Origin of the sequence: Clostridium homopropionicum DSM 5847 (assembly GCF_001263795.1) — a bacterium.
Classification (GTDB): domain Bacteria; phylum Bacillota; class Clostridia; order Clostridiales; family Clostridiaceae; genus Clostridium_H; species Clostridium_H homopropionicum.
Genome location: NZ_LHUR01000011.1, coordinates 123,482 through 140,736 on the forward strand (window position 1 = coordinate 123,482; position 17,255 = coordinate 140,736).

At 30.4% G+C, this 17,255-nt stretch carries 15 protein-coding genes; 3 read left to right on the forward strand and 12 right to left on the reverse strand.

The annotated features are described in order from the left end of the window. Nucleotides 1-8: 8 nt before the first annotated feature. A complete protein-coding gene (gene mraZ, locus CLHOM_RS02815; RefSeq protein WP_052220168.1) occupies nucleotides 9-437 on the reverse strand; it encodes a division/cell wall cluster transcriptional repressor MraZ in 429 nt (142 codons plus the stop codon). A 349-nt stretch (nucleotides 438-786) separates the two neighbouring features. Between mraZ and ychF the strand changes: the two genes are divergently transcribed. After that, entirely contained in the window at nucleotides 787-1,884 is a 1,098-nt protein-coding gene (ychF, locus tag CLHOM_RS02820) for a redox-regulated ATPase YchF (protein ID WP_052220169.1), read from the forward strand. Between the two features lie 87 nt (nucleotides 1,885-1,971). Here ychF and CLHOM_RS02825 read toward each other — a convergent pair whose 3' ends face one another. Beyond that, nucleotides 1,972-4,254, reverse strand: a complete 2,283-nt coding sequence (locus CLHOM_RS02825; RefSeq protein WP_052220170.1) for an AAA family ATPase — start codon at nucleotides 4,252-4,254, stop codon at nucleotides 1,972-1,974. Between the two features lie 222 nt (nucleotides 4,255-4,476). On the opposite strand from CLHOM_RS02825, the gene CLHOM_RS02830 reads away from it, so the two are divergent. Continuing rightward, on the forward strand, nucleotides 4,477-4,890 hold the full coding sequence (locus CLHOM_RS02830) for a hypothetical protein (RefSeq protein ID WP_052220171.1): 414 nt from the start codon (nucleotides 4,477-4,479) through the stop codon (nucleotides 4,888-4,890). A 23-nt stretch (nucleotides 4,891-4,913) separates the two neighbouring features. On the opposite strand, the gene CLHOM_RS02835 is transcribed toward CLHOM_RS02830, so the two are convergent. Next, nucleotides 4,914-7,457, reverse strand: coding sequence for a calcium-translocating P-type ATPase, PMCA-type (locus CLHOM_RS02835; protein WP_052220172.1), 2,544 nt, complete (start codon nucleotides 7,455-7,457; stop codon nucleotides 4,914-4,916). A gap of 179 nt (nucleotides 7,458-7,636) precedes the next feature. Between CLHOM_RS02835 and CLHOM_RS02840 the strand changes: the two genes are divergently transcribed. Then, nucleotides 7,637-9,280 carry a putative manganese-dependent inorganic diphosphatase gene (locus CLHOM_RS02840; RefSeq protein WP_052220173.1) on the forward strand — a complete coding sequence of 548 codons (1,644 nt, stop codon included), beginning with the start codon at nucleotides 7,637-7,639 and terminating at the stop codon, nucleotides 9,278-9,280. A gap of 43 nt (nucleotides 9,281-9,323) precedes the next feature. Here the strand turns inward: CLHOM_RS02840 and CLHOM_RS02845 are convergent, their stop codons facing one another. The 9 genes from CLHOM_RS02845 to flhA are packed head-to-tail and all read right to left on the reverse strand — an operon-like array spanning nucleotide 9,324 to nucleotide 17,247. Then, nucleotides 9,324-10,136 carry a flagellar hook-basal body complex protein gene (locus CLHOM_RS02845; RefSeq protein ID WP_052220174.1) on the reverse strand — a complete coding sequence of 271 codons (813 nt, stop codon included), beginning with the start codon at nucleotides 10,134-10,136 and terminating at the stop codon, nucleotides 9,324-9,326. Nucleotides 10,137-10,164: 28 nt separating this feature from the next. Beyond that, complete coding sequence (locus CLHOM_RS02850; RefSeq protein WP_052220175.1) at nucleotides 10,165-10,953, reverse strand: flagellar hook-basal body complex protein; 789 nt, start codon at nucleotides 10,951-10,953, stop codon at nucleotides 10,165-10,167. Continuing rightward, nucleotides 10,950-11,171 (reverse strand): hypothetical protein, encoded by a 222-nt coding sequence (locus tag CLHOM_RS02855; protein WP_052220176.1) that lies wholly within the window; start codon nucleotides 11,169-11,171, stop codon nucleotides 10,950-10,952. The genes CLHOM_RS02850 and CLHOM_RS02855 overlap by 4 nt, the downstream gene beginning before the upstream one ends. Continuing rightward, complete coding sequence (locus CLHOM_RS02860) at nucleotides 11,171-11,737, reverse strand: hypothetical protein (RefSeq protein WP_052220177.1); 567 nt, start codon at nucleotides 11,735-11,737, stop codon at nucleotides 11,171-11,173. Before CLHOM_RS02860 ends, CLHOM_RS02855 begins: the two co-directional genes overlap by 1 nt. Before the next feature lie 29 nt (nucleotides 11,738-11,766). Continuing rightward, nucleotides 11,767-12,498 carry a FliA/WhiG family RNA polymerase sigma factor gene (locus CLHOM_RS02865; protein WP_052220178.1) on the reverse strand — a complete coding sequence of 244 codons (732 nt, stop codon included), beginning with the start codon at nucleotides 12,496-12,498 and terminating at the stop codon, nucleotides 11,767-11,769. Next, nucleotides 12,498-13,157, reverse strand: a complete 660-nt coding sequence (locus CLHOM_RS02870) for a flagellar brake protein (protein WP_052220179.1) — start codon at nucleotides 13,155-13,157, stop codon at nucleotides 12,498-12,500. The genes CLHOM_RS02865 and CLHOM_RS02870 overlap by 1 nt, the downstream gene beginning before the upstream one ends. A gap of 12 nt (nucleotides 13,158-13,169) precedes the next feature. Further along, on the reverse strand, nucleotides 13,170-14,045 hold the full coding sequence (locus CLHOM_RS02875) for a MinD/ParA family protein (protein ID WP_052220180.1): 876 nt from the start codon (nucleotides 14,043-14,045) through the stop codon (nucleotides 13,170-13,172). After that, the gene (gene flhF / locus CLHOM_RS02880) at nucleotides 14,039-15,178 is read right to left on the reverse strand and encodes a flagellar biosynthesis GTPase FlhF (RefSeq protein ID WP_052220181.1); all 1,140 of its coding nucleotides are present in this window, start codon (nucleotides 15,176-15,178) and stop codon (nucleotides 14,039-14,041) included. Before flhF ends, CLHOM_RS02875 begins: the two co-directional genes overlap by 7 nt. Next, a complete protein-coding gene (gene flhA / locus CLHOM_RS02885) occupies nucleotides 15,175-17,247 on the reverse strand; it encodes a flagellar biosynthesis protein FlhA (RefSeq protein ID WP_052220182.1) in 2,073 nt (690 codons plus the stop codon). The genes flhF and flhA overlap by 4 nt, the downstream gene beginning before the upstream one ends. Between the last annotated feature and the right edge of the window lie 8 nt (nucleotides 17,248-17,255).

The window sequence follows — 17,255 nt, forward strand, 5'->3', positions numbered from 1 at the left end:
TTCTCCTTTTATATACCTAATTCAGTCATTTTTTCGGCTATTTCATTTAAATCAATATCAGATGAATTATATTCATCCCATCTTTCTTTGCTCCATATTTCTATTCTAGTCATTACTCCAATACTTACTATATCCTTAAAAATTTGTCCATATTCTAATAAATTTTGTGGAATAAGCGCTCTTCCTTGCTTATCGATAGTAATTTCGTTTGCTCCTGAAAAGAAAAATCTAACAAATGCTCTTGCATCCTTACTGGTAAGTGGCAGTGTTTTCAATTTTTCCTCCAATATCTTCCATTCATTCATAGGGTAAACATACAGACATCCATCTAAACCTTTAGTCAATACAAACTTTTCTCCAAGTTCTTCTCTAAATTTAGAGGGTAATATCATTCTGTTTTTTGTATCTAATGAATGTTTATATTCTCCAATAAACACTTCTTACACCCCTATCACTTTGCTCCACTTCACTCCACATTTAACCACTTACTTTATTTATTCTATGTATATTTTAAAAATCCTTCTTATTTTTTATGTTTTTTAATATATTTTTTAATACTTATTAAAGTTGTGATTTAAAAAATTCTTAGTAACCAGTAGCCAATTCCCAGTAACCAGTTTTATTATCTCTACTATCAACTGGTTACTGGTTACTATAGAAAAATGCGTGGCGTTTTTCTTATATTACTATTTAATCCAAAATCCCCATCTTTGTTGAAATCAAATATAAACTAAGGTATAATCAATTAGTATATTAAACAAAACAGAAAGAAAGGAATGTACATAGATGAAATTAGGAATTGTTGGTTTGCCAAATGTTGGCAAAAGCACCCTTTTTAATGCAATTACAAAGGCAGGAGCGGAATCTGCAAACTATCCCTTTTGTACTATTGAACCTAACATTGGTGTAGTTAGTGTTCCAGACGATAGATTAGATACTCTTGAAAAATTATATAATTCTAAGAAAAAAGTTCATGCTTCAGTAGAATTTTATGACATTGCTGGCTTAGTAAAGGGAGCTAGCAAGGGTGAAGGCCTTGGAAATAAATTCTTGTCTCACATTAGAGAAGTAGAAGCTATTGTTCATGTGGTTAGATGCTTTCAAGATGATAATATAGTTCATGTAGAAGGCTCTATTGATCCTATACGTGATATTGAAACAATAAACTTAGAATTAATTTTCGCAGATCTTGAAGTTTTAGAGAGAAGAATCGAAAAAGGCATTAAATCTGCTCGCGGAGGAGTTAAAGAGGCTAAAGCTGAACTAGAAGTAATGGAAAAAATCAAAGTTCATCTAGAGTCTAACAAGCCAGTAAGAACTATGGAATTTACAGAGGATGAGGAATCAATAGTTAAAAATCTATTTTTAATAACTTCAAAACCTATATTATATGTAACAAATATTTCTGAAGAAGACCTTATATCCGGAAACTCTGAAAATTCTTTTGTAAAAAAAGTAAAAGAATACGCTGAAGAGGAGAATTCAGAAGTAATTACTATATGTGCAAAAATTGAAGAAGAACTTTCTTCACTTGATGATGCTGAAAGAGAAGAACTTCTCTCAGAATACGGCTTAACTGAACCAGGCCTAAGTAAGCTTATTCGTTCAAGTTATTCTTTACTAGGGTTAATGAGTTTCTTAACTGCAGGTAAAGAAGAAGTTAGAGCTTGGACTATAAAAATTGGTACTAAAGCTCCTAAAGCCGCTGGTAAAATACATACTGATATTGAACGGGGCTTTATTAGAGCAGAAATAGTATCTTATGATAAATTAGTTGAATGTGGTTCTGAAGCTGCTGCAAAAGAAAAAGGATATTATAGGCTTGAAGGAAAAGAATATGTAATGCAAGATGGAGATATTGTAAACTTTAGATTCAATGTTTAAAATTAGGCTATGTTTTAAGAGATTGGTGAGTTCATTATAATTATAAATTACAATGAACTCACCAATCTTTAAAATAGCCTTAGGGTACTAAAGGTTCTTTTTACCGTATTTCTTTATTTCTCTTTTAGAAGCATCTATTACTTCTTCGTAATTTCCTATTAATATTTCTATAGCTTCCTTTGCATTTTTCATAGTATAAATATGGAACTCTCCATTTAGTATTGCTTCTTCTACTTCTCTTGATAAAACAAGGTTATTTTTATTTGATACAGGTATTAATACTCCCTTATCTTTTGCACTTCCCAAACATCTGCAAACTTTAAAAAATCCCTCTATCTTTTCATTTACTCCACCAATAGGCTGAACTTCTCCAAATTGATTTAGAGAACCAGTAACTGCTATATTCTGCTTTACAGGCATATTACTTAAAGATGAAACAATTGCGATAAATTCAGCAACCGAAGCACTATCTCCTTCAATTTTTCCATAGGTCTGTTCAAAGCTAAGATGGAAGTTAACTGGCATTTTGTTGTACTTTCCAAAAAGCTCCCCAATCAAGCCTTTTAAAATATTTACTGCTTTACTATGAATATTGCCACTTAGATTGCTTAGCTTTTGAACATCTAATATTTCCCCTTCACCTTTATAACAGGAGCAGGTTATCCTTATCGGCTTTCCAAGACTAAAATGTCCAGCGTCTATAACCGAAAGTCCATTCACTTGACCAACTTTATTATCATTTACATCTATAAGTATTTTATTATCCTCGTAGTACTCTCTAATTTCTCTCTCAACCAAGTCTTCCCTATAGGCTACCTCAATAATATCTTTATCAGTAATACTATTGCCATTTTCATTTTCTACTTTATTGTTTGAAAATGCAATTAATTTACTAATTTCTTCATTATCCATTAAAAACTTTTTTCTATTCTCTGCTTTCCGTGATAAATACTTAGCAATTTCTTTAATGGCACTGTCTTCTAATATTTTTACATCATACTTTGTACAAATGTCTTTAATATTTCTAATTAACGATTTTTTTGAATTATCATCTATTGTTACCATTGGATTATACTGAGCCTTAATTTTAAATATTTTTTTAAAATCTTCATCATAGTTATATAAAATATCATAGGTCTCATAATCACCAATTAATATTATCTTTTCTTTAACTTTTATGGGCTCTGGATCTATTCCACTTAAAGATAAAAGATCAATGTAGCCTTTATTATAATTTAAATCTACTTTTCTATTTAATAGTACCTTTTTCAAATTATGGTATGCTGTTGGATTGGCTAATAGATTATTTGCTCTAATTATTAAACATCCTTCATTAGCCCTTAGAATAGAACCGGCTTTTATTAAAGAAAGATCCGTAACATAAGTGCCGCTTTGACTTTTATATTCAATACTCCCCATTAAATTTATTACATTTGGATCTTCTTCATATAAAACCTGTGGAAAAGAATTTTCACTGTTATCTACTAAAATATTTATATCATATCTATTTATTATTTCATTTATTTTTTCTTCATCTTCTTCGTAACTCATGGAATAATTAGCGGATATGTCTTCCTCCATTTCTTCGTACATTTCATAAATAAATTTAAGTGCTTCTTCATCTTCTAAAAATTCCTCACTAAATTTACTTTTTATTTCCTTTGTCTCTTTTTTAAGATATTCTAGCATAATTTCTTTTAGTTTATTTACTTCAACAACTTCAATTTCTTTTAAACTCTCTAATATTTTTATAGATTTATTTTTTAATTCTGTAACTTTAGAAAGTATTTTTTGTTTTTTTTCTGTTTCTAGAGAATCATACTCTTTCTCTGTCATTATTTCTCCACTTTTTAAAGGTATAAAGGTGAAACCTTTATTTGAAGATTTAATTTCAAAGCCAAGTTCATTGGCATTGCTCATCAGTTCATTAACTAAATCAGCCCGTTTCTTTTGAATTTTATCTATAATATCTTCCTTTTCTTTATTAATATCTCCATTATAAAAATCATATGCTACTCTAAAATATTTATCTTGAATACCTTCCATAGCTTCTTTTAATTTTATTCCCTTCCCTCCTGATAAGCAAATCGGGAAAGGCCTATATTGATCCTCTTTAATTAAATAACATATATCCTTTGGCTTATCTTTTTTCATTAAAATTTCTTTTACATAATCCACAATATTTTCAAGCTTAAATTTAGAAAAATCATCTATTAAATAAACATTATATCCCTCTTCATTAATTCCTAAAGAAATCCTTATCTTCTCATATACCTCATCTACATATTCTGGCATACTAAATCTATCAACATTATTTTCTATTTCCTTCATGTCAAAATTATATATAATATCTTGGGACAATAGTTCCATAATCTATCCCTCCTTTTCCTTACACTTATTATATTAATATTCTTCCACAAGCATTTTAGGAACAAATTTTATTATAATAATTTCCATTTAAATTTTATTCTACATTATTTATATATAATGGGCTAAACTATAATTAGAGGTTTTAAAAAAAAAGATACTATGATATAATTAGCTTTAGTTATCATTTTGTGATTATAATAAATGTAAAGGAGTTATATACATATGGGCTTAAAAGCAAAAATAACAAATTATTACACAAATTCTTATATGAAAAAATATGGGGATAGAATTACTCAAGCTCAAGGAAAAGTAATTTCAGTTAAAATCGAAGAAAAACCTATATTATGGATTTTTCATAAGCTAACTGTTACGATATTAATAAAACCTGAAAGAAGTAAAAATATTATAAAATGCGTGTACAGAAAAAATAAATGGTTTAAAAAACCAGAGTTTATTCCTGTTGCTCAAGGCCATTCTATAGTTGTTCAAGGTCTGAAAGGCTTAAAGACCAAAGGACATGGTGAAAGTATTGATGTTATGAATGTTATTAATATGACTAATAGAAAACAGTTAGTCCCTCTTGAGGATGATGTTATTAAGAAAATTCAACAAGGCCAAAAGATTAAATATAGATAAAAACGTTGACTAGGTCAACGTTTTTATCTTTTTCTTAGAAATAAATATATGCTGTTTATAAATGAAATGGTTCCTGAGAAAAATAATACTAGTATCCATTGACCTAAATCTAAAGGAACTGTATGAAATACGGTTTGCATAAAAGGAAAATAAATAATAGTCAATAACATTGAAACAGATACTAATACAGCTCCAACTAAATAAGGATTTGTTAGAATGTTAATTTCAAAAATTGAATGTTTCTCTGATCTACATTCAAATACATGCATTAGCTGTGACATTACGAGAGTACATAATGCAATTGTTCTACAAGTCTCTAAACTCATACCATAATATTTACCAGATAGAAAAGCTAATACTGTACATATACCTATTAAGCTGCCTCTTAATAATATTTTTTCTCTAAGTCCTCTAGCAAATACGCTTTCTCCTTTACTTCTTGGCTTTATCTGCATAATATCTTTATCAGGTGGATCAACCCCTAATGCAATAGCGGGCAACCCATCCGTAGCTAAATTTACAAACAAAATCTGAATAGGCAAAAGTGGAGTATCTAAATAGAAAATAGATGCTAGAAACATAGTTAATACTTCACCAAGATTACAGGATAATAAATACCTAATAAACTTTCTTATATTATCATAAATAGTTCTGCCTTCTTCTACAGCAGATACAATTGTTGCAAAATTATCATCTAACAATATCATTGAGGATGCTTCCTTTGTTACATCCGTTCCTGAGATACCCATTGATACTCCAATGTCTGCTTCTTTTACAGCAGGAGCATCATTAACTCCATCCCCAGTCATTGCAACTATGTTATTTTTCTTCTTAAAAGCTTTAACAATCCTTAATTTATGTTTTGGACTTACTCTAGCGAATACAGAAAGCTTATTTATTTCGCTTAGTAATTCTTTTTCAGAAAGGCTGTCAATGTCTTCCCCAACCATTACTTCTTCTTCACTTTTGCATATTCCTAATTCCTTAGCTATAGCAAAGGCTGTATTTTTATGGTCTCCAGTAATCATTACTGGTCTTATGCCAGCCATTTTACATTTTATTACTGCATCCTTTGCTTCAGGCCTTGGAGGATCCTTCATTCCAGCTATACCAATGAATATTAAATTTTGTTCTATATTTTCTCCCATGGTTGTAGTATTTTCTGTGTAAGCAGCAGCAATACATCTTAAAGCATTATATGACATATTCTCTACTTGTTTTATTACTCTTCTTTTTATTTCATAATCGAAAGGTAGTATCTCTTTGCCCATTAAAATATATTTACATCTCTCAATTATCCTTTCAGGTGCACCTTTTACATAAGAAGTTTTTTTATTCCCTTCTTGAAAAACCACAGACATCATTTTTCTATTTGAATCAAAAGGAATGTCAAAGATCCTTTTACCTTTATTTAAAAATTCCTTTAAACTTTTAGTATCCTTAAAAAATGCTTTTATTAGTGCCGTTTCTGTAGGATCCCCCATCAGAGCTTTCTCAATGTTATTCTGTTTAAAGTCGTATGCGCAATCATTACAATATACTAATGCTTTTTTAATTAGTTCTAAGTTTTTAGCTTCAAATTCTTCAATATTTACAATACAATCATTAAAATATATTTTCTCTACAGTCATGTTATTTTGAGTTAAAGTTCCGGTTTTATCACTGCAAATAATTGATGTACAACCTAATGTTTCTACTGCAGGAAGCTTCCTAATTAAAGCATTTCTCTTTAGCATTCTTGAAACTCCTAATGCCAATGCAACCGTTACAATTGCAGCCATTCCCTCTGGAATTGCTGCTACTGCTAAACTAACTCCTAATAAAAACATCTCATATTTATTTTGGCCTCTTAAAATGCCCATTAGGGTTACTAATATGCAAATTACTATGCAAACAAAAACCATAACTTTCCCTAATGCAGCCAGTTTTTGTTTTAAAGGAGACTTTTCACTTTCTATGCTGTCTAGCATGTTTGCAATTTTACCCATTTCGGTTTTCATGCCTGTTTTCACAACTTTAGCAGTTCCCTTACCTCTAAGGACGATGGTTCCCATAAACACAGACTTATTTCCGTTTACGCCTTTTTCTACTCCAACAGACTCCCCAGTAAGCAAAGACTCATCCACTAATAAATTATTACCTTCAATAAGTTCACAATCTGCGGGAATTCTATCTCCGCTCTCTAATATAATAAGGTCTTTGGGAACTAAAAATTCTGCATTTATTACTTTTATTTCATCATTTCTAATAACCTTCGCTGTTGGAGCAGCTAAGTTCTTTAATGCCTCAAGGGATTTTTCTGTTCTATATTCTTGTATAAATCCTAAAATGGCATTCATAACTACAATGATTATAATTGTTATAGCATCAGCCTTTTCACCAATAAATGCAGATAACACTGTAGCAGCAATCAGTACCCATATAATAAAATCATTAAATTGTTCAAGAAAAATTTTAATATATGAAACCTTCTTCTTATTTTTAAGTACATTGGGTCCATTTTCCTTCAGTGATTTCTCTACTTCTGCATTTGTTAAACCTCTGTAATCATCCTTCTCCTTACCCATGTTTTCCCCCCTACTATAAGCAAGCATTCAAATTTAAAATTATACCTTCAAGATAATATATGTCCATGCTATAGCTACTTATGAAAAAATTATATTTTTTTATAAAAATAATAAAAATTCTTGTTTTTATGGTAAAATAGTAAAGATAAATTTATATTTTAAGTAGGAGGTACTATTAGATGAAAGATATGATATACGTTACTGGACATAAGAATCCAGATACCGATTCTATATGTTCTGCCTTAGCCTATGCAGAATTTAAAAATAAATCTGCAAATTTAAACGCTATCCCAATTAGGCTTGGAGAAATTAGTCGTGAAACTGAATTTGCATTGAATTACTTTGGAATTGAAAAACCACAGTATATAGATACATTAAAAGCTAAGGTTAAAGATTTAGAAATGGATAAAATTACTCCTATCCACCCTGAGACGTCACTTAAGACTGCTTGGACAATAATGAAGAAGAATAATATAAAAACTATTGCAGTTGCTGATAATAATGAAAAATTATTAGGTGTAGTTAGCTTATCCAATTTAACTTCTACATATATGGATATATGGGATAATTATATAATAGGAAAAAGTAATACTCCTTTTGAAAATATAGTAGATACTTTATCCGGTAAAGCAATATATGAACATACTGCAACAAAGAAGTTTGGCGGTAAAATATTAGTTGCAGCAATGGAACCTGATAGCATGATTAAAATCATGGAACCAGGTGATATTATAATCTGTGGAAACAGACTAGATACACAAGAAGCTATTATAGATAATAAAGCCTCATTGATGATAGTTACAGGGAATCATGAAGTAGATTCTGATATTATCAGTAAAGCCTCAGCTGTTGGCTGCTCTATTATTACTACTCCATATGATTCCTTTACTTCAGCAAGAATGATTATTCAAAGTATTCCTGTAAAATATGTAATGGCAAAGGATAATATAGTCAGCTTCAAAATTAATGATTATCTTGATGATGTTAAGCTTACAATGGGAAAAACCAGATACAGCAGTTACCCAGTTCTTGATGATAATAATAAAGTTATAGGTACAATTTCTAGATATCATCTAATTTCTAAGGTGAATAAAAAGGTGATTCTTGTTGATCATAACGAATTAGCTCAATCTGTTGATGGTCTTGAAGATGCAGAAATTATTGAGGTTATTGACCATCATAGAATAGCAGATATTCAAACAGGAAGCCCTATTTACTTTAGAAATGAGCCTGTAGGCTGTACTGCTTCAATTGTTGGTTCTATGTTCTTTGAAAATGGTATTACTCCATCAAAGCAAATCGCTGGTCTTTTATGTAGTGCAATAATATCAGATACACTATTATTTAAGTCTCCGACTTCAACAAATTTTGATAGAATTATTTTAGGAAAACTAGCAAAAATAGCTGATATCAATCCTGAAGAATATGCAAAAGAAATGTTTAAAGCTGGAACTTCTCTTGTAGGAAAAACTGTCGAAGAAATATTTAACACTGATTTTAAGACATTTAATCTATCAACTTATAAAATAGGTGTAGCTCAAGTAAGTACAATGGATCTTGATGGCTTTTCTTCTATGAAGAATGAAATGTTAGATTATATGAATTGCAAGTGTGAAGCAGAAAAATACGACTTATTAGCACTGCTTCTAACAGATATCATTCAAAACGGTTCAGAGGTAATTGCTGTTGGTGAAAAGACTGAATTTATTAATTTAGCATTTAACGTTACATTAAAAGACAATTCTGCTTATGTCACTGACTTATTATCAAGGAAAAAACAAGTTATTCCACCATTAACTTCTGTAATTGAGTCAATAAAATAAAAATGATTAAGAGGCCTGTAAGAATACAAGCCTCTTTGTTATTTTATCTTCCTTTTAAATTATTAGCCATTTGCCACATTTCATCTGCAGTTTTAAGGGCAGTTGAATTCAATTGAAAAGCTCTTTGAGTAATAATCATATCAGACATTTCTTTTCCCATATCTACATTAGAGTTTTCAACAAAACCTTGTATTATTTCAGAATCTGCACTTTCTACAACTGCAGATATTTCTTCAGTACCCGCTTCACTAATATAACTTTCAGGTGAATATAAGTTTTCTCCTACGCTTTTCATATCTCTATCGCCTACGGTATTAAATAGAGGAATTCTTAAATTATTATATTTATCACCTTGAAGATTTCCTTTATAATCTACCCTGAAATTTTCTTTAGTAAATCCTATTCCTGCCTTATTTACATTCTCTCCATTTTGATCTAGCACTACTAATCTATTACCATTGCTATCAACTAGAGTTCCATCTCTGTCAATTCCAAAAGAGCCTCCCCTAGTGTATGCATCATTTCCATTTGAATCTATTACTTTAAAGAATCCAGTACCATCTATTGCAAGATCAGTATTTACTGCGGTCTCTATAAGATTCCCTTGATTGTAATCTTTATAGAATTCTGAGGTTCTAACTCCTGATCCAATAAAAGGCAAGTTATTTTCTCCTCCAGCATTGTTTTCTACAGGATATCCCCTTCTTTTTAGGGATTCTTGAACCAAGTTGTCAAAGCTCACATCTATTCTCTTATACCCAACAGTATTTATATTAGCAATATTATTTGAAATTGCATTCATTTTTTCCATTTCAGCAGACATACCGCTTCTAGAATTCCATAAACTTCTTATCAATTATTTCACCTCACCCATTAAGATAATTTTAAACTTTTCCAACTTCGTTTACTGTTTTACCTAAAGTTTCATCTAAGGATTGAACTATCTTCTGATTACTTTCAAAGCTTCTCATGGTCATCATCATGTCTGCCATTTCATTCATTACGTTAACATTGGATTTTTCTAATGCATTTTGACTTATTTTACACTTTGTAGCTGTAGTAGGATTTTCACCACTATATAAGTTATCACCCATTTTCTTTAATTTAGAATAATTTTCAAAATCAGCTATATTCAGTTTATATGTAGGAATATCATTCAGGGAAATATTTCCGCTTTCATCACATTTAATTTTTGCAACTTTTCCGTTTACCAGTAAATTAATAGGCTCTATGGTGCCGTTATTCCTTATTGCCATTACCTTATATCCATTGTCATTAACTAAGTATCCTTCTCTATCTAAATAAAAATGCCCATCTCTTGTGTAGTAATTTTGATTGTTTACTCCATCTACTTTAGAAACAACAAAAAATCCATTACCCCTTATAGCAAAATCTGTATCCTTAGTGGTAGCTTCTATGACTCCCTGTTCATAGTCTACATAGGTTTCATCAATTCTGCTTCCTAAAGACAATGCACCTAAAACATTTCTAGTATTTTTGCCATCTACAACTTTATCAAAATTTTGAAGTAATACATCCTCGAATTTTTTACTAATTATACTATCTTTTTTATAGCCTACAGTATTTACGTTAGCTAGATTATTACTTATACTGTCTTGTTTTGCTTCCTGAGTAATAAGTCCTGAAACTGCAGTGTAAATCCCTCTTATCATTTTTTCACATCCTCTACTGTTTCTTTAGAAACTTCGCTTTCTATTACTTTATGTTCTCCCTTATATTCCATGCCGTATTCTCTTGCCTTTTTCTCAATTTCCGACTTAGATAAATTCACATTTATTTTCACATTCATCATAATGAAAGTAGCAATAAACATACCTATTCCTATGCCAAGGAAGACCCGTTTATCCTTTAATAAATACAATATACTCATTATTTTAGATATAACTCTTTTATTAATAGTACTTCCCCCTTACCAATTTTTAAGGCATCAGAAATTTCATCAATTGTTAAGCCACTTTCCATTAGCTTTTCAACTTCTTTTATTTTAACGCCATTTTTTTCATTGCTACTATCTTGTTTTTCATCCACACTAACTTCAGTGGTATTGCCCTTTTCATCTATTTTTCCATTGTTTTTGCTAATAAAAACGGTATCCTTTATTTCTTCAATAAAGCTTACTAAATCAACTTCTTTCAGAGTATTAGCAGTATTATTAGAATCATTACTCTCATGGGAAATATTCCCAGAAAGCTTATCTATCTTATTCTCTAATTCCGCTATCTCACCTTGAATTTCTACTAATGTCTCTGCAAATTCTTTTCTTAACTTTCCAATCTCTATTTGATAATCATCTATATTTTCTTCACTTCTACTAAGAATTCCTGCAAAATTATAGTCTTCAATTCTATTTTGTTCTTGTTTTTCTTTATTGATATATCTGATACTTATAATAATAATACATATAGAAATTAATAATAAAGCAATTGCTATTCCCATTTGTCACCTCAATTAATTACCTTGTCCAATTAGAATACTTCATATTTAAGCTTGTTCATCATTTTCCTTAAATGAATTATTGCTCTACTATGTAATTGACATACTCTAGATTCAGATACTCCAAGGATTTTACCTATTTCTTTTAATGTCATAGCTTCATAATAGTATAAAGATAGTACAGTCTTATCTTTTTCGTTTATCATATTTAAAGCCTTAGTAAGATATTCTATCTGCTCTATTTCCTCTATTGACTTTTCAGGATTAGGACTTTTTTCATCCTCAATAGTTCCTATTAACATCATGTCATCTTCTTCTGAAAAAATCAAATCTTCAAGTGAAACAACAGATATATAGTTTATAAAATTTTCAATTTCTCCTACCTCTTCTAAGGAAACTCTTAATTCATCTGCAATTTCCTTATTACTTGGTTCTTTAAGGTTTTGCTTTTGAAGCTTTTCAATTGCATTATTATATTTGTTTAGCTTATCCATTGCTCCTTTAGAAATTGGGCTGTTTTTTCTTATCTCATCAATCATAGAACCCCTTATTCTTATAGAAGCGTAAGTAGAAAATTTCATTCCTTTACTTTCATCAAATTTGTTAAAGGCATCCATAAGCCCTAACATTCCATATCCTATTAAGTCTTCATACTCTATATATTTACTTTTGCCAATTATAACTCTTGAAGCAATATATTTAACTAAAGGAATGTATTTTTTTATTATCTGTTCTTTCACATCTAAATTTTTAGCTGTGGACATTAGTATTCCTCCTTTAATCCCTTCTTCATTTGTTCCCTCATAATTGCAAAAACAAATTTTACTATATTATCTTCTTCACTAATTCTAAGGTCATAGAACCCTACTCCACACAGTTTATTGCCTAATTCATCTTTTGTAACTCTCATTACTTCACCTTTTACAAGCATGCTTCCTTCTTGAAGAGGAAGAATTATTGCAAAACAATCTCCCTTTTGTACTTCTATTGAGGTTCTAAGTTTTGTTCCTCCTCCACTAATATCTAATAAGGTTCCCTTTTCAAATTTCATTGAAGTTAGCTTACTTTTATCAAATTTAAAGTCCTTACTTACTAAAGCAAATCTAACATCAATCAATACTGGTACTCTGACATACTTTCTTCTTTGTATTTTTTTATAGGTTTTAGGCTGATTTAACCAAATTAGCGGAATATTTGACCTAGTTCTTTCTACAACTGAAGAGGGGAACTTGTAAATGCAATTTTCATCATAATATATTACATCAATTCTTTCCCCTTTCCTCAGAGGCAAATACTGATTGTCCTTAATAGGAACACTAATGGCTATGAGATTATTTTTAACATCTTGAATATCACAATTATAATAAGTATCTTCATATAATATTTCTGCTCTGCTGTTAATTTTAAAGTTTAGTTCAGACATTGATGTTCCTCCTTACGAAAAGATGCTAAAAATCTTTTTAAATAATCCTTGAATTCCTTCTCTATTTTTATTAATATTTGATCCTATCAGCTTTAATGCAACATTATTAATATCTTCTGCTGCCTCAGAATTTGGATAGTTTATTACCAATGGTTTTTGCATTCTTACTGATTGAATTAATTTTTTATCTTCAGAAATACTTCCTAAATGCTCTAGTTTAATATTTAAAAATCTGTCAGCTGCGCTTTTAAATTTATTAAAGGTTCTTACTCCTTCTTCAGAATCTAAAACCCTATTGATAATAACTTTTGCAGAAGTTTTTATGTTAAAATGATTTACCGCTTTAATAAGGCTATATGCATCAGTTAGGGAAGTTGGTTCTGGAGTAGTAATTATTACAAGTTCTTCGCAACAGCTTATAAAGCCTAGTACTGTTCTGTTTATTCCAGCTCCTGTATCCATCAGTATATAATCAAGTCCTTTTAGGTTTGAAAGTTTATTTAAAAAATTATCTCTTTTATCTTGATCTATCTCATCAATTTTATTTATTCCTGTACCACCGGCAAGTAATTTGATGCCGTAAGGTCCTTCTATTACCACTTCTTCTATTTCTTTATTATTAAATATTATATCATATACGTTATATCTTGGTAAGAATCCCATTAATACATCGTCATTTCCCATTCCTACATCTGCATCAAAAATAAGTACTGACTTACCCATTTTTTGAAGAGTTATACCTAAATTAACTACAAAATTGCTCTTTCCTACTCCGCCTTTTCCAGAAGTAACTGTAATAATTTTCACAGCTTCACTTCCTTCAGTAAAGGCATTAAAGTTATTTTCCTTTCTTGCCAGCTCTCTAAGTCTTTGTGCCTGGTCTAACATATAAAATCCTCTCCTAAAATCAGCTTACAAACTTCATCAATTGTTACCTTTTTAAAATCTTCAGGAACATTTTGTCCAATTGTAATAAAACTTAGTGGCTTTCCAGCAGATTCAAGTATATTTAATATAGATCCATAAGTTGTAGTTTCATCTAACTTAGTAATAATCACATTATTAAAATTTAAAGCTTTATAACCTTCTACAATGGAGTCAATGTCTTTATCCTTTGTGGTACTGCTTATTACTAGATAAATATTGTCTGGACTAACCTTTTGAATAAAAGACTTAAGCTCAGCTATCTGCATTAGATTTTTACTGCTTCTTCCTGTAGTATCTATTAATATTACATCCAAATCCTTCATAGACTCTATTGCATTTTCCATATCTTTTACTGAGAAAACTGTTTTAAAAGGTATGTTCATAATATCAGCATAAGTATTCAGCTGTTCAATTGCACCTATTCTATATGTATCAATTGTTATTAGTCCAACCTTCTTTTTTTCTACTAAGGCAAGCCTTCCTGCTAATTTTGCAATGGTGGTAGTTTTACCCACCCCTGTAGGCCCTGCTAAAACAACTATGCCTTTCATTTCTGAATCAGATATTTTGATCATGCCTTCTATTATTTTCTTGATTTTTACCTCTTCACTTACATCTTCTTCAATTAAACTTGCTTTAGTTACAATTTTACTTGCTAATTCTTCTCTTATATCATTATTCTCAAGTTTTATTTGTAATTCACTTTTAGTATTAGAAATATCCTTATTTCCTTCTGAAAGTTTAGAAATCATCTCTTTCATCTCTTGCATCTGCTTTAAAATTTGAGACTCTGAAGAAGTTATTTCTTCTTTTGGTTTAACTACTTCAATATTTGCTTTATTTTCTTTCACTGGAACCTTTTTTTCCATCACTTTTTTTATAGCATCTATGCTGCTTTTCATTTCATTTTCAAATTCATTTTTGTTCCTATCTACTGCAGCTGTAACTTCAATTACTTTAGGCATAAAAATACCTTTAAAGCCTGGTTTTTTAATCTTTCTTTGACTAATAATTACTGCATCTGCTCCAAGTTCATATCTTATTCTATTCATAGCTTCATTCATGTTGTTAACTATATATTTTTTTATTATCATTGATAAGTAACAACTCCTTCAGTCCTTATTTCAACATCATTTGGTATTTCATTTAACGAAAGTATATGTATTTGAGAAAACACCATTTCAATAAGCCTCCTGAAAGCAGGTCTTATTTTAGGTGAAACTAAAATAACTGGTTGATTTTCATAAAAATGCACTGAATCTAGAATGTTCTTTATAGAATCAAATATTTTAGTTGTAGCTTCTGGAGACACAGCTGGGAATGATCCCTGCATAGATTTTTGAATATTATTAGCAACTATCTCTTCTAATTCAGGACTAAGCACAGCAACTGTCATTATCCTATTTTCATCTATTAAAGGATTGCTTATAGTTCTTGCAAGAGAAAATCTTACATACTCCGTCAATACTTCTATATCCTTTGTAGTTCTAGAGTTGTCAGCTAGTGACTCTAGTATAGTTACCATATCCTTTATAGATACCTTTTCTTTTAACAAATTCTGAAGAACTTTTTGAACTTCTCCGATAGTCATAAGATCTGGTATTAATTCTTCCACAACAGTACTGTATTTTTCTTTTACTGTATCTATTATTAACTTTGTCTCCTGTCTTCCTAATAATTCATAAGAATGTGCTTTAATTGTTTCAGTTAAATGCGTAACCATAACTGTAGTTGGATCAACAACTGTTAATCCTTTTATCTCAGCTTCTTCCCTTTGATCATTATTAATCCAAACAGCTGGAAGTCCAAAGGTTGGTTCTATTGTTCTAATTCCTTGAAGAGGAATATCATCTCCACCTGGATCCATACATAAAATCATATTTGGCATCAATTCACCTTTAGCTATAACAGTTCCTCTTATCTTTATTACATATTCATTTGTCTTCAATTGTAGATTGTCCCTAATTCTTATAGGTTGAACTATAATACCCATTTCAATTGCACATTGCCGCCTTACAGAAGCTATTCTTTGGAGTAAATCTCCTCCCGCTGCTTCATCAGCGAGTGGAATAAGCCCGTAGCCTATTTCTATATCCATTGGCTCAACGGAAATTAAGCTAGTAACATTTTCAGGCTCTCTTTTTTCTGTTTCAATAATTTCCTGCTGTTCAGTTTCATACTGCATGATAACTTGATCTTTTTCTTCTTTATAAAGAAAATAAGCACTAGCTCCAGTTGCAAGAGATAATATGAAGAAAGCAACCTTTGGAAAACCTGGTATGATACCAAGAAAGAATAGTACAGCAGATGCAATTCCCAATACCTTAGGAAAGCCTGTTAATTGCTTAAATAACATATTACCAAGATTTTCACTTGAGGCAGAACGAGTAACTAGAATACCTGAAGCTGTTGATATAAGTAGAGCTGGTACTTGTGAAACTAGTCCATCTCCTATTGTAAGCTTTACATAGGTTGTTGCAGCTTCACCAGCAGCCATTCCCTCCATAACTACTCCAATTATAATTCCTACTATTACATTTATAATTGTAATTAAAATTCCGGCAATTGCATCTCCCTTAACAAATTTAGATGCTCCATCCATTGCTCCATAAAAGTTTGCCTCATCTTGAATCTTGGCTCTTCTTTCTCTTGCTTCTGTTTCAGAAATAAGTCCTGCATTTAAATCTGCATCTATACTCATCTGCTTACCTGGCATAGCATCTAATGTAAACCTAGCAGATACTTCCGATACTCTACCAGCACCATTAGTTATTACTACAAATTGAATTATGGTAATAATTAAAAATATAGTAATTCCCACTACAAAATTGTCCCCGGCAACGAAGTTACCAAAGGTTTCAATTATTTCACCTGCATAATGATCCCTTAATATAAGTCTTGTTGAAGAAATATTTAATCCTAGTCTAAACAAGGTAGTGATTAACAATAGAGTTGGGAAAACTGAAAATTGCAGTACTTCAGTTGTAAACATAGTAAGAAGTATTATAACTGAAGAAATTGTTATGTTTAAAGCTAGAAAAACATCTAGCAAACCTGTTGGCATAGGGATTATAATCATCAATACAATTCCCATAACACCAAAGGCAGCAATTATATCAAAATAGTTTCTTAAACTAATATTAATTCTTTTATTACTTTCCAAAAAAATTC